This window comes from Kitasatospora sp. NPDC001664 (assembly GCF_053596675.1).
In genome coordinates this window covers 1-13,920 of the sequence record NZ_JBSFGS010000062.1, presented here as the reverse complement: position 1 = coordinate 13,920, position 13,920 = coordinate 1, and the positions used below count along the sequence as shown (strand labels likewise).

The 13,920-nt window shown below is 71.2% G+C and carries 10 protein-coding genes; 4 read left to right on the top strand and 6 right to left on the bottom strand.

Features of this window, described 5'->3' with window-relative positions; translation table 11 throughout:
* The 3 genes from glmS to ACWCYY_RS39880 all read left to right on the top strand — a co-directional run.
* On the top strand, positions 1 to 1,119 hold a 1,119-nt coding region (glmS, locus tag ACWCYY_RS39890; protein WP_449798870.1), incomplete at its 5' end, for a glutamine--fructose-6-phosphate transaminase (isomerizing).
* A 12-nt stretch (positions 1,120 to 1,131) separates the two neighbouring features.
* Positions 1,132 to 2,097, top strand: coding sequence for a hypothetical protein (locus ACWCYY_RS39885; RefSeq protein WP_449798869.1), 966 nt, complete (start codon positions 1,132 to 1,134; stop codon positions 2,095 to 2,097).
* On the top strand, positions 2,094 to 2,462 hold the full coding sequence (locus tag ACWCYY_RS39880; RefSeq protein ID WP_345288599.1) for a DUF6247 family protein: 369 nt from the start codon (positions 2,094 to 2,096) through the stop codon (positions 2,460 to 2,462). Before ACWCYY_RS39885 ends, ACWCYY_RS39880 begins: the two co-directional genes overlap by 4 nt.
* On the opposite strand, the gene ACWCYY_RS39875 is transcribed toward ACWCYY_RS39880, so the two are convergent.
* The 6 genes from ACWCYY_RS39875 to ACWCYY_RS39850 form a co-directional block, all read right to left on the bottom strand.
* Complete coding sequence (locus ACWCYY_RS39875; protein ID WP_345288598.1) at positions 2,452 to 3,969, bottom strand: glycosyltransferase family 39 protein; 1,518 nt, start codon at positions 3,967 to 3,969, stop codon at positions 2,452 to 2,454. The two genes, ACWCYY_RS39880 and ACWCYY_RS39875, sit on opposite strands and share 11 nt — an antisense overlap.
* Positions 3,970 to 4,278: 309 nt before the next feature.
* Complete coding sequence (gene dxs / locus ACWCYY_RS39870) at positions 4,279 to 6,159, bottom strand: 1-deoxy-D-xylulose-5-phosphate synthase (protein ID WP_345288597.1); 1,881 nt, start codon at positions 6,157 to 6,159, stop codon at positions 4,279 to 4,281.
* 175 nt (positions 6,160 to 6,334) lie between these two features.
* A complete protein-coding gene (locus tag ACWCYY_RS39865; protein ID WP_449798868.1) occupies positions 6,335 to 7,588 on the bottom strand; it encodes a sugar ABC transporter permease in 1,254 nt (417 codons plus the stop codon).
* Positions 7,585 to 8,373 (bottom strand): ATP-binding cassette domain-containing protein, encoded by a 789-nt coding sequence (locus ACWCYY_RS39860; RefSeq protein ID WP_345288595.1) that lies wholly within the window; start codon positions 8,371 to 8,373, stop codon positions 7,585 to 7,587. Before ACWCYY_RS39860 ends, ACWCYY_RS39865 begins: the two co-directional genes overlap by 4 nt.
* A gap of 100 nt (positions 8,374 to 8,473) precedes the next feature.
* On the bottom strand, positions 8,474 to 9,568 hold the full coding sequence (locus ACWCYY_RS39855; RefSeq protein WP_345288594.1) for a sugar ABC transporter substrate-binding protein: 1,095 nt from the start codon (positions 9,566 to 9,568) through the stop codon (positions 8,474 to 8,476).
* A gap of 208 nt (positions 9,569 to 9,776) precedes the next feature.
* Positions 9,777 to 10,964: an ROK family transcriptional regulator gene (locus tag ACWCYY_RS39850; RefSeq protein ID WP_345288664.1), complete on the bottom strand. Its 1,188-nt coding sequence runs from the start codon at positions 10,962 to 10,964 to the stop codon at positions 9,777 to 9,779.
* A gap of 288 nt (positions 10,965 to 11,252) precedes the next feature.
* On the opposite strand from ACWCYY_RS39850, the gene pepN reads away from it, so the two are divergent.
* On the top strand, positions 11,253 to 13,844 hold the full coding sequence (gene pepN / locus ACWCYY_RS39845) for an aminopeptidase N (RefSeq protein ID WP_449798867.1): 2,592 nt from the start codon (positions 11,253 to 11,255) through the stop codon (positions 13,842 to 13,844).
* Positions 13,845 to 13,920 lie beyond the last annotated feature (76 nt).

Genomic DNA, 13,920 nt, shown 5'->3' with positions numbered 1-13,920 from the left:
GTGGACTGGGACGCCTCGGCGGCGGAGAAGGGGGGCTACGACTACTTCATGCTGAAGGAGATCGCCGAGCAGCCGAAGGCGGTGGCGGACACCCTACTCGGGCGGATCGGCACCGACGGACAGCTGACGATGGGTGAACTGGCCCTGGACCTGGGCCCGGTGGAGAAGGTGGTGATCGTCGCCTGCGGCACGGCCTACCACGCGGGGGCGATCGCCAAGTACGCCATCGAGCACTGGACGCGTCTGCCCTGCGAGGTGGAAGTGGCCTCGGAGTTCCGGTACCGGGACCCGATCCTGGACCGGCGGACGCTGGTGATCGCGATCTCGCAGTCCGGCGAGACGATGGACACCCTGATGGCCTTGCGGCACGCGCGCGAGCAGGGCGCGAAGGTACTGGCGATCTGCAACACCAACGGCTCCACCATCCCCCGCGAGTCCGACGCGGTGCTCTACACCCACGCCGGGCCGGAGGTGGCGGTCGCCTCGACCAAGGCCTTCCTCACCCAGCTGGTCGCCTGCTACCTGATCGCCCTGCACCTCGGACAGGTCCGGGGCACCGCACCGGATCCGGCCGGTCTGGTCGGCCAGCTCTGCGCGGCGCCCGCCCAGGTCGGCCGGGTGCTGCACACCATGGAGCCGGTACGGGCCCTGGCCCGCTCGCTCGCCGACGCGCACGCGGTGCTCTTCCTCGGCCGGCACGTCGGGTACCCGGTGGCGCTGGAAGGGGCCTTGAAGCTCAAGGAGCTGGCGTACATGCACGCCGAGGGCTTCGCGGCCGGCGAGCTCAAGCACGGCCCGATCGCCCTGATCGAGGACGGGCTGCCGGTCATCGTGGTGGTGCCCTCGCCGCGCGGGCACTCGGTGCTCCACGAGAAGATCGTCTCCAACATCCAGGAGATCCGCGCCCGCGGCGCCCGCACCATCGTGATCGCCGAGGAGGGCGACCACGCCGTCGCCCCCTACGCGGACCACCTGATCCGCATCCCGGCCACCCACGGCCTCCTCCAGCCGCTGGTGGCCACCGTCCCGCTCCAGGTCTTCGCCTGCGAGCTGGCCACCGCCAAGGGCCACGAGGTCGACCAGCCCCGCAACCTCGCCAAGTCCGTCACCGTCGAGTAGGGAGCACCTCCGATGCGCAGCGGCCGTCGCCACCTCACCCTCGCGGTGAGCTGCCTCGGCCTGCTGCTCAGCTGCTCCACCCCCGCAGGGATGCCCGCCGAGGTGCCCGTCACCACCGCTCCCCCGGCCCGGACGCTGCCCGACACCCTGTACGGCGTCACCCTGGACGACATCTCCCGGCTGCCCCAACTGACCGCCTCGCTCCGCGACCTGCCGCAGCGTCCGACCGCCCGGATCGTCTTCGACCCGGGCACCGCCCCGGCCGACTACGCCGGGGCCGTCGCCGCCCTGCGGCCCGTCGGCTACCTGATGGGCCTGCCGATGGACTCCACCGCCGTGGCCGGCACCTCCCTGACGGAGCATCACGACCGCACCGCCGCCCTGCTGTCCGCCTTCGGCGGGCAGATCGACCTCTGGGAGGTCGGCAACGAGGTCAACGGCGGCTGGCTCGGCCCCGCCGAGCAGGTCAGCGCCAAGGTGACCGACGCCTACCGCCAGGTGGTCGCGGCGGGCGGGCGGACCGCCCTCACCCTGTACTACAACCCCGGCTGCGCCGAGGACCCCGGGCACGAGATGCTGCCGTGGGCCCGGGCCAACCTGCCGCGGGAGCTCCGGGACGGCCTGGACGTCCTGCTGGTCTCCTACTACGAGGACGACTGCAACGGCTACCGCCCGCCGCTCGCCGAGTGGAACGCCGTCTTCACCGAACTGGCCGGCCTCTTCCCGCACGCGCGGGTGGGCTTCGGCGAGATCGGCCTCGCCGACCGGCAGGCCACGGAGGAGCAGAAGGCCGAGCAGCTCACCCACTACTACACCCTGCCGGTCACCGCACCGCGCTACCTGGGCGGTCACTTCTGGTGGTACTACGCCGAGGACATGCTGCCGTACCCGCCGGCCAACTCCCTGTGGGCGGCCCTGGCCACGGCGATCGCACCGCCGGTCGGCACCGCCCCGCTCACGCAAGGACCAGAACGATGAGCACCGTCACAGCCCCCGCCGAACCTGCCCCGCTGGAGGACGCCTCCTTCGCCGCCATCCGGGCCGTCATCACCTCCGTCGCCCCCTACCGCCTGCTGGAGCTGGAGCGCGAACGCGACCAGGCGTTCACCCGGGCGCTCGGCGCCGACAGCCTGGTGCCGGTGCACGACTTCCTGGAGCGCTGGCGGAGCGTCGCCGCCGTCGAACGCGACCTCGCCACCGCCGCCCGGCTGCACCTGGCCGAGTGCTCCGCCCGCTCCGGCCAGGACCCGGACGAACGCCGCGAGAGCGCCCTGGAGATCGCCGCCGTACTGCTCACGGTGGCCGCCGAGCTCACGGCGCCCGAGCGGCGGGCTAGCGCTTGAGGCGGTAGATCACGGTGTCGGCGTTGACCCCGACCACCTCGTAGCGGGTGTCGAGGAGGTTCTCGATCTTCGGGATGTGGACGGGCTGGTACGGGGAGCGGCCGGAGTCGTCGACGACGATCTCGGGGAGGCCCTTGGTGGCGAGCTCCTGGTCGAAGGTCTGCCAGGCGTCGGCCATGCTGTACTGCTCGCCGACGTCCTTGCCGTCCTTGCCGCCGCTGAAGTTGGTGAGGAAGCCGGCCGTCAGGTAGCGGGTGACGGGGCGCCGGTCGGCCAGCCAGTAGAGCTCCGGGTGCATGCCCCAGACCAGCACGGTGTCCTTGGCCGTGGTCTGCTCGGCGATGGTGCTGGCGACCTGGCTGGTGTGGTCCATCCGCTGGCCGGGCCAGAAGACCGCGAGGGCGCAGAACGCGAAGGAGGCGACCGAGCTGTAGACCAGCACGGGCCTCCAGCGGATCTTCGAGGTGGCCACCGCGCCGGTGCCCAGCAGCACCAGCGGGGGCATCAGCTGCAGGTAGTAGTGGCCGAAGAAGTGGAAGCCGGTGGAGACCGCGACCACCGAGGAGAGCAGCCAGACCCAGAGGTCCGAGCTCGATCCGTGCTCCTCGCCCCGGGGCGAGGGCAGCGCGCGGTGACGCAGCCTCAGCCAGAGACGGTGGCCGACCGGGGCCAGGAAGCCGAGGCCGGCCGCCAGCAGGATGGCCGAGTTGCCGAGCGCGCGGCCGGTCATCTGGAGCCAGGCGCCGCCCAGCGAGGCGTAGTCGCCGCTGCCGGTCACCACCCAGAAGAGGAAGCCCTTGGGATTGGTGAGGATCACCGCGACCAGCGTTATCGGCAGCGCGAAGCCGAAGCAGATCTTGAACAGCGCCGGCTGCCAGCGCACCCCGCGCAGCCGGGCGTCCTGGAGCAGCATCCAGAGCACCGGGAGCATCACCGCCCCGCCGGTCTGCTTGGTCAGCGAGCAGAGCGCCACCGCGATCCCGGCCGCCAGCCAGCGGCGGCGCTCGGCGTACCGGAACGCGGCCACCATCGCGGGCAGCATGAAGACCTCGAAGGTGGCCGCCTGGGTGTCCTCCGGGGAGAGGCCGATCGAGACCAGGAGGTAGAGCGCGCCGGCCGCGCCGCCGGCCCGGTTGCCCCAGCGGCCGCGGGCGATCGAGGCCAGCAGGATCGCGGTGACCAGGTGGGCGACGATCGCCAGGGTGCGGAGCGGCCAGAGCGAGGCCGAGCCGAAGAGTGCGAAGCAGGCCTCGTACAGCCAGGGCAGCAGGGGCGGCTTGCGGTCCACCACGGTGTCGTAGAGGACGCCGCCGTCGGCCAGCATGCGGGCCTGGGTGGCGAGGTAGCCCTCGTCCGGGCTCCACACGGGGCGGAGGAAGGACGGGATGTGCGTGACCGTCGCCAGTACGGCGAGCACCGGGACCAGTCTGGTCCAGTAGCCCGTCCGGACGCGCTCGGGCAGCCGCCCGGTCAGGGCGGCGAACTGACGGGCCAGGGCAACGGACACGAGGGACAACCTACCGGGCGGCTCTGCCGGGGGCGGTGCCGGTCCGGCCATTCGATGTGACGATCCGACAGAAGTGTGACGCGCGGCACTGCGCGGGCGCGACGGATTATTTTCGGACAGTGCGCACGCGGAGCGTCCGCCGGTGCCCGGGGCCGCGCCACCAGGGGCGCGGGGAACTGCGCGGGTCGGAAGGCGGCGCACCTGCAACTGACCCACCATCAGCCAGTTGCAGGTGCTGCCGTTCCCCTGCGCGCAGTTCCTCGCGCCCCTGGGTCGCTGCCTTCCGGAGCTGCCCGCCCGCGCTCTACCTCAGACGGAGGCGCCCGAGCGGGCCAGGGTGTCGGCGACCTTGGTGGCGATGGCCGGGGCGGTGAGGCCGATCTCGGCCAGGATCTGGTCGCGGGTGGCGTGGTCGAGGAACTCCTGCGGGATGCCGAAGTCGCGCAGCGGGACGTCGACCTCGGCGTCGCGCAGGGCCTGGGCGATCATCGAGCCGACGCCGCCGGCCCGGCCGTTGTCCTCGACCGTGACGACCAGGCGGTGCTCGGCGGCCAGGCCGGGCAGGGCCGGGTCGACCGGCTTGACCCAGCGCGGGTCGACCACGGTGGTGGCGATGCCGCGCTCGGCCAGCAGGTCGGCGACCGCCAGGCAGGTGGTGGCCATCGCGCCGACCGAGACGATCAGCACCTCGGGGTCCTCGTCGCGGCGGAGCACGTCCATGCCGCCGACCGTGCCGACCGCCGGGACGGCCGGGCCGACGGTGCCCTTGGAGTAGCGGACCACGGTCGGCGCGTCGTCGACCTCGACCGCCTCGCGCAGCTGGGCGCGGAGCTGGTCGGCGTCGCGCGGGGCGGCGAGCCGCAGGCCGGGGACGACCTGGCAGATCGACATGTCCCACATGCCGTTGTGGGAGGCGCCGTCGGTGCCGGTGACGCCGGCCCGGTCGAGCACGAAGGTGACGCCCAGCTTGTGCAGGGCGACGTCCATCAGGACCTGGTCGAAGGCCCGGTTGAGGAAGGTCGCGTAGACCGCGAAGACCGGATGCAGGCCACCGGTGGCCAGGCCGGCCGCCGAGACGGCGGCGTGCTGCTCGGCGATGCCGACGTCGAAGATCCGGTCCGGGAAGGCCTCGGCGAACGGGGCCAGGCCGACCGGGTGGAGCATCGCGGCGGTGATGCCGACGATGTCCTGGCGCTCGCGGCCGAGCTCGACCATCTCCTCGGCGAAGACCGAGGTCCAGTCCTTGCCGGCGCTCTTGATCGGCAGGCCGGTCTCGGGGTGGATCACGCCGACCGCGTGGAAGCGGTCCTCGTCGTTGTTCTCGGCGGCGTGGTAGCCGCGGCCCTTCTCGGTGAGGCAGTGCACGATCACCGGGCCGCCGAAGCCGCGCGCCTTGGTGAGGGCGGACTCCAGGGCGTTCAGGTCGTGGCCGTCGATCGGGCCGATGTACTTGAGGCCGAGGTCCTCGAACATGCCCTGCGGGGCGATGAAGTCCTTGAGGCCCTTCTTGGCACCGTGCAGGGTCTCGAACACCGGCCGGCCGACCACGGGGGTGCGCTGCAGCGCCTCCTTGCCCCAGGTCAGGAAGCGCTCGTAGCCCTGGGTGGTGCGCAGGGTGGCGAGGTGGTTGGCCAGGCCGCCGATGGTCGGGGAGTAGGAGCGCTCGTTGTCGTTGACGACGATGACGACCGGGCGGTCCTTGGCGTCGGCGATGTTGTTCAGCGCCTCCCAGGCCATGCCGCCGGTGAGCGCGCCGTCGCCGATCACCGCGACCACCGGGCGGTCGCCGTGGCCCTGGAGCTCGTTCGCCTTGGCCAGGCCGTCGGCGTAGCCGAGCACCGTGGAGGCGTGCGAGTTCTCGATCACGTCGTGCTCGGACTCGGCGCGGGACGGGTAGCCGGAGAGGCCACCCTTCATCCGCAGCTCGGAGAAGTCCTGACGGCCGGTGAGCAGCTTGTGCACGTAGCTCTGGTGGCCGGTGTCGAACATGATCCGGTCGCGCGGGGAGTCGAAGACCCGGTGCAGCGCGATGGTGAGCTCGACCACGCCCAGGTTCGGCCCGAGGTGTCCGCCGGTCTTGGAGACCTCCTCGACCAGGAACGTCCGGATCTCTCCGGCCAGCTCGGCCAGCTGGGCGGGCGTGAGCCGGTCGAGATCGCGCGGTCCCCGAATGCGGGTCAGCAGGGCCACCCGTTCCTCCTCGTTCCGATTTTTTCTCGGGCCGCGTACGGCCGGACTGCCCGAGTCTAATGTCCGCCTGGCGGACGCTTGTCAGTGCGCCTGGGGTTGACCGGTGTTGACCGACATGACGAGGCTCGGCACCCGAACGGTTCGGGTGCCGAGCCTCACATGATCGGATTTACGGTCAACCTCGACCGGATGACTTCTGGGTCCGCCGGGAGACCGAGTCCAGGACCACCGCGGCGAGCAGCACCGCGCCGGTGATCATGTACTGGATCGACTGGTTGACGTGCACCAGGTCCAGGCCGGTGATGATCGACTGGATCACCAGGATGCCCAGCAGCGCCGACCAGGTCTTGCCCCGGCCGCCGAACAGGCTGGTGCCGCCGATGACGGCCGCGGCGATCGAGTTCATCAGCACGTTGCCGCCGCCGAGCGCCTTGTCGGCCGAACCCTGCTGGCTCATGATGAACAGCCCGCCGAGGGCGGCCATGCCGGCCGAGATCATGAAGACCGAGATCCGCACCCAGGCCACGTTGATGCCGGCCCGGCGGGCCGCCTCGATGCCGCCGCCGACCGCGAAGATCTGGCGGCCGTAGGAGGTGCGGCGGAGCACGAAGTCGCTCAGCACCACGATGCCGAGGAAGATCACCAGCGGCAGCGGCAGGCCCTGGCTCTGGTTGAGCATGGCGGCGGCGGCGACCGCGATCACCGCGAGCACGCCGGTGCGCAGGGCGATCTCGCTCATCGGGCGGGACGGCAGCTCGGCGGCCGCGCGGCGGCGAGCGTCCAGCACCTGACCGGCCGCGAAGAGGGCGACGCCGAGGATCGCGAAGATCCAGGTGGCGGCGATGTCGCCGTCGCCGATGAAGTAGTGGTCCAGGTCGGCGATCACGCCGTCGTTGACCACGTTGGCGGTGCCCTTGTCACCGAGAACGTACTGCTGCAGACCGCTCCAGGCGAGCAGGCCGGCCAGCGTGACCACGAAGGCCGGGACGCCGATCTTGGCGAAGAAGAAGCCGTGCAGCGCGCCCATGGCGACGCCGGCGGCCAGCGCGATCAGGATCGCCAGGTACTCGTTGACGCCCTGACGGGCCGACAGCACGCCGGCTATCGCGGCCGAGACGCCGGCCACCGAGCCGAGCGAGAGGTCGATCTCGCCGAGCAGCAGCACGAACACGATGCCGACCGCGATCAGGCCGGGGCCCGCGATCCAGAGCGTGATGTTGGTGAGGTTGTCGGCGTTCAGGAAGTCGCCGGTCAGGCCCTGGAAGATGGCCGCGATCAGGATCAGGCCGAGCACGACCGGGACGGAACCCAGCTCGCCGCTCTTCATCTTCCGCTTGAACTCGTCCAGGTAGCCGGCGACGCCCTGCTGACGGACCAGCAGGCGCGGGTCGACGGGCGGGGCCGGGGTGGTGGAGTCGGTGGTGCTCACTTGGCGTCCTCCGCGATGCGTGCCTGACGCCGCGTCACGGCGTTCTCGGTGGCTCCGGTGATGGCGGAGATGATCTCCTCGTGCGTGGTGGTGGCGACCGGGAAGGAGCCGTTGTTGCGGCCCAGCCGGAGCACCGCCACGGTGTCCGCGACGGCCTTGACGTCCGCCATGTTGTGGCTGATCAGGATGACCCCGAGGCCGCGGTCGCGGAGCCGCTCGACCAGGTCGAGCACCTGGGCGGTCTGCTCGACGCCGAGCGCGGCGGTGGGCTCGTCCAGGATGACGATCTTCGGGTCGCCGACCAGGGCGCGGGCGATCGCGACCACCTGGCGCTGGCCGCCGGAGAGCGCGGCGATCGGGATGCGCACGCTGGGGATGCGGATGGAGAGCGTGTCGAGCAGCTCCTTGGCCCGCTTCTCCATCGCGACCTCGTCCAGGGTCCCGAACTTCCTCAGCTCGCGGCCGAGGAAGAGGTTGCCGACCACGTCGAGGTTGTCGCAGAGCGCGAGGTCCTGGTAGACGGTGGCGACACCGAGGGCCTGGGCGTCCTGCGGGCGGTTGATCCGGACCTCGCGGCCCTCCCACTCGATCGAACCCTCGTCGATCGGGTGGACGCCGGCGATGGTCTTCACCAGCGTCGACTTGCCTGCGCCGTTGTCGCCGACCAGCGCGACGACCTCTCCGGCGTGGACCTCCAGGTGGACGTCGGTGAGCGCCTGGACGGCACCGAAGCGCTTGGAGACCCCGCGCAACGCCAGTACGGGTGCGCCTGTCACGTGAACCATCTCCAGGGGTAGTACGAGAAACGTCGAGGGGGCGCGGCGGTCGGATGTCACGCCGCGCGGGGGGCCGGCGCCCCGTCAGGAGCGCCGGCCCGTGCCGGACTTACTTCAGGCCCGCGGCGGCGCAGGCGGCGGCGTAGTCGGCGGTGCAGATGTCGGCCACCTTGTAGAGCTGGTCGGCGATCACGGTGTCGTTGATGTTCGCCTTGGTGACGACCTTCGGGGTCAGCAGCTTCGCCGGGATGCCCTTGTCGGTCGGGCTGTCCACGGTGGAGGAGGCGACGGCCTTGACGTCCTTGCCCTGGAGCAGGTTGACGGCGAGCTCGGCGGCCGAGTCGGCCAGCGGCTTGTAGGCCTTGTAGATGGTGTAGGCCTGGTCGCCCGAGACGAGGCGCTGGATGGCGTCGATGCCCGCGTCCTGGCCGCCGACCGGGACGTTGATCCCGGCGGCCTTCAGCTGGGTGATGATCGCGGCGGCCATGCCGTCGTTGGCGGAGTAGACGGCCTGGAAGCCGTCCTTGCCCAGCGAGGTGATCGCGGTGCCGATCTTCTGGCCCGCGATGGTCGGCTTCCACTCGCCGGAGGCCTCGTAGACGATCTTCTTGACCTTGCCGTCGAGCGCCTTCTTGGCACCGGACTTGAAGTAGGCCGCGTTGGGGTCGGCCTCGTCACCGTTGATCATCACGACGTTGGCGTCGGCGGCCTTGGCGCCCAGCGCCTCGATCAGGGCCTCGCCCTGGAGCTGGCCGACCTTCTCGTTGTCGAAGGAGACGTAGGCGGAGACCGGGCCGGTGGCCAGACGGTCGTACGCCACGACCTTGACGCCCTTCGCGGCGGCCTCCTTGACCCAGGACTGGGTGGAGGTGGCGTCGAAGGCGTCGAGGATGATCACCTTCACGCCCTGCGCGATCAGGGTGTCGAACTGCTGCTTCTGCTTCGAGGCGGAGCCCTCGGCGTTGCTGTACTTGACGGTGCAGTCCCCGCACAGCGCCTTGACCTTGGCCTCGATGAAGGGCTTGTCGAAGGACTCGTAGCGGGTGGAGGACGCGTTCTCCGGGAGCAGCAGGCCGATCGACTTGGTGTCGCCCGACGAGGCGCTGTCCTTCTTGTCGTCACCGGCCTTGCCACAGGCGGCCATTCCGAGGGCCATCGACACGGCAGCGGTACCGATGACGACGCGACGCATCATTGCGTTCATGGTGGGGGGTGCCTCCCTGACGGAGCCGCAACGTTGCGGCGAGGTGAGAGGGAGTCAACCTCCGGCGATCGCTTGTCGTCAATAAGTAAAACCAAGCGAACGACGATCCGAACCCTTTCGTTATCTTCATGAAGGCGAAGCCGAGACCAAACGGACACGTTCGGCCTCGGCTTCGCCACAATCGGACGCTGGAGAGCGATTTCCGGAGTCAGGCCCCCACGGTGGTGGTCTGCCGGATTGCGCCCGATTCGCCCATCTCGCTCATCACCAGCGCGAGCGCCCCGAGCACCTCGGCCCGGCCACCCAGCGTGCCCGGCACCACCGAGAGCTGGCGCGCCGCAGAGGGGATCGCGTACCGCGCCACCGAGTCCCGGATCGGGGAAAGCACCAGGTCACCGGCCTCGGCCAGGTCTCCGCCGAGGATCACCCGGCGGGGGTTGAGCAGGTTGCACAGGGTGGCCACGCCGGTGCCGATCTGCCGGCCGGCGTCGGCGATCACCCGGCGGCAGCCGAGGTCGCCCTGCTGCGCCAGCTGCACCACCTTGGTCAGGGTCAGCTCGCCCGGGTGGTTGGCGTTCAAGAGATTGAGCAGGTACCGGGAGCCCACGAAGGTCTCCAGGCAGCCCCGGTTGCCGCAGCGGCAGACCGGGCCGGACTCGTCCAGCGTGATGTGCCCGATCTCGCCCGCCGTGCCGCCCGGGCCGCGGTAGATCTGACCGTTGATCACCAGGCCGGAGCCGACGCCGCTGGCCACCTTGATGTACGCCAGGTCGGTCAGGCCGCGGCCCGCTCCCCAGACCAGCTCGCCGAGCGCGCCGAGGTTGGCGTCGTTGTCGACGTGCACCTCCATGCCCAGGCGCTGGGCCAGCTCCCGGCCGGGCGCGATGCCCGTCCAGCCCGGCAGGATCGCGGTGGAGCCCAGCGCCCCGGTCTCCTGGTCGATCGGGCCGGGCACGCCCAGGCCCACCCCGATCACCTTCTCGGCCTTGAAGCCGGCCTGCGCCAGCAGCCTGGCCACCAGCGCCTCGGCGCGGTCGAAGCCCTGCTGGGCCGAGACGTCCACGTCGATCGGCTCGCTCTCCTCGGCCAGCACCCGGTGCGCCAGGTTGCCGACGGCGACCCGCAGGTGGGTGTGGCCGAAGTCCACGCCGACCACGATGCCGGCGTCCCCGCTGAGCGAGACGGAGCGCGCCCGGCGGCCGCCTGACGAGGTGTCGGCCACCACGACGGTGCCGCTCTCCTTGAGCTCCCGGACGATGTTGGACACCGTGGCCGCGGAGAGTCCGGTGGACCGGGCGATCTCCGCCTGGGTCAGCGAGCCCGCCATCCGGACCGCCCGCAGCACCCGTTCGAGATTGGCCCGGTGCAGCGAGGACTGCGATCCCGGTGTGTCCAGCGACATGATTCACCCTCCTAGGGCGCGACGGCCCGACGGCCTCCGCACCAGCCGCGCCGTTGCGGCGGAGCTCCGGATATTCACCTTCAACTTCTGAACCCTATGCTCGGCCACCCGCCCGACGCCTCGTCAAGAGCGAACCCGCCCTGAACGCAGATCGAACACGGATCGTTGTCTGGGGTCTCCCCTCCAGGATGCGTCCGCGGTGTCGGTCGGATACTCCGGGGCGGGGCGGGAGGACGACGTGGAAGGATGGCCGCACCCATGCCTGACAAAGGAGTCCTACGAGTGCCTGGCACCAACTTGACCCGTGAGGAGGCCCGCACCCGGGCCGCGCTCCTGCACGTGGAGTCGTACGACATCGACCTCGACCTGAGCTCGGCCCGTGAGGGCGGCACCTTCCGCTCCACCACCACGGTCCGGTTCTCCGCCACCACCCCGGGCGCCGAGAGCTTCATCGACCTGGTGGCGCCGAGCGTCTCCGAGATCGTGCTGAACGGACAGGCACTGCCGCTGGACTCGTTCGCCGACAGCCGGATCGCGCTGCCGGGCCTGGCCGCCGAGAACGAGCTGACGGTCGTCGCGGACTGCGCCTTCACCAACACCGGCGAGGGCCTGCACCGCTTCGTCGACCCGGTCGACGGCGAGACCTACCTCTACACCCAGTTCGAGGTGCCGGACGCCCGCCGCGTGTTCGCCTCCTTCGAGCAGCCCGACCTGAAGGCGAGCTTCACCTTCACGGTGACCGCGCCGAACGGCTGGGCCGTCATCTCCAACTCGCCCACCCCGCAGCCCGAGGGCGAGGGCGACACCCGGGTCTGGCGGTTCAGCCCCACCGGCCGGATCTCCACCTACATCACCGCGCTGATCGCCGGCCCGTACGTCGGCGTCTTCGACGAGTACCGCAACGGCGACCAGGTCGTGCCGCTCGGCGTGTACTGCCGCCCCTCGCTGCGCGAGTTCCTGGACGCCGACGCGATCTTCACGGTCACCCGGCAGGGCTTCGACTACTTCCAGGAGAAGTTCGACTGCCCCTACCCGTTCGAGAAGTACGACCAGCTCTTCGTGCCGGAGTTCAACGCCGGCGCGATGGAGAACGCGGGCGCGGTCACCTTCCGGGACCAGTACGTCTTCCGCTCGAAGGTCACCGACGCCGCCTACGAGGCCCGGGCGTCCACGATCCTGCACGAGCTGGCCCACATGTGGTTCGGCAACCTGGTCACCATGGAGTGGTGGAACGACCTCTGGCTGAACGAGTCGTTCGCGACCTTCGCAGAGTCGGTCTGCCAGGCCGAGGCGGCCGGCTCGCAGTGGCCGGACTCCTGGACCACCTTCGCCAACGAGATGAAGACCTGGGCCTACCGCCAGGACCAGCTCCCCTCGACCCACCCGATCATGGCCGAGATCAACGATCTCGAGGACGTCATGGTCAACTTCGACGGCATCACCTACGCCAAGGGCGCCTCGGTGCTCAAGCAGCTGGTGGCGTACGTCGGCCAGGACGAGTTCTTCAAGGGCGTGCAGGCCTACTTCAAGGCGCACTCCTGGGGGAACACCCGCCTGAGCGACCTGCTCGGCGCCCTGGAGCGGACCAGCGGCCGCGACCTCAAGGCCTGGTCCAAGTCCTGGCTGGAGACGGCCGGCATCAACGTGCTGCGCCCGAAGCTGGAGACCGACGCGGCCGGCGTCATCACCTCCTTCTCGGTGCTCCAGGAGGCCCCGGCGCTGCCGGCCGGCGCCAAGGGCGAGGCCGTGCTGCGCCCGCACCGGATCGCCATCGGCGCCTACGAGCTGAAGGAGGGTCAGCTGGTCCGCACCGAGCGGATCGAGCTGGACGTGGACGGCGCCGAGACCGCCGTGCCGCAGCTGGTCGGCAAGGTCCGCCCGACCGTGCTGCTGCTCAACGACGACGACCTCTCCTACGCCAAGGTCCGGCTCGACGCCGACTCGCTGGCCGCCGTCACCGAGCACCTGGGCGCCTTCGCCACCTCGCTCCCCCGCGCGCTGTGCTGGGCCTCCGCCTGGGACATGACCCGCGATGGCGAGCTGGCCACCCGCGACTACCTGGCGCTGGCCCTCTCCGGCCTGTCCCGGGAGTCCGACATCGGCGTGGTCCAGTCGGTGCAGCGCCAGGTCAAGCTGGCCCTGGACATGTACGCCGACCCGGCCTGGCGCGAGCAGGGCCTGGCCCGCTGGGCCGCCGCCGCCGAGGAGCAGCTGCGTGCCGCCGCCCCGGGCGGCGACCACCAGCTGGCCTGGGCCCGCGCGCTCTCCGCCGTCGCCCGGACGGAGGGTCAGCTCGGCCTGCTGGCCGGTCTGCTGGACGGCTCGCAGGAGCTGGACGGCCTGGCCGTGGACACCGAGCTGCGCTGGGTGCTGCTCTCCCGCCTGGTCGCCACCGGCCGCGCGGACGAGGCCGCCATCGCGGCCGAGCTGGAGCGCGACTCCACCGCCGCCGGCCAGGAGCGCGCCGCCTCCTGCCGCGCCGCCCGCCCGACCGCCGAGGCCAAGGCCGAGGCCTGGGCCTCCGTGGTGGAGCGCGACGACCTCACCAACTACGTGCAGGACGCGGTGATCGGCGGCTTCGGCCAGGCCGACCAGCGCGAGCTGCTCGCCCCCTACGCGGAGCGGTACTTCGCCGCCATCAAGGGCGTCTACGAGACCCGCAGCCACGAGATCTCGCAGCAGATCGTGGTCGGCCTCTACCCGGCCCTCCAGGTCTCGCAGTCCACCCTGGACGCCACCGACGCCTGGCTGGCCTCGGCCGAGCCCGCCCCGGCCCTGCGCCGGATGGTGGTCGAGTCCCGCGCCGCCGTCGAGCGCGCCCTCAAGGCCCAGACCGCCGACCGGTCGGCCGGCGCCCGGGCCCTCGGGCACTGACGGTCCGCCGCACGCGGAAGGGCCGCCGCCCGGGAGCTCCCGGGCGGCGGCCCTTTCGGTTGGTGCGGGTGGCGGG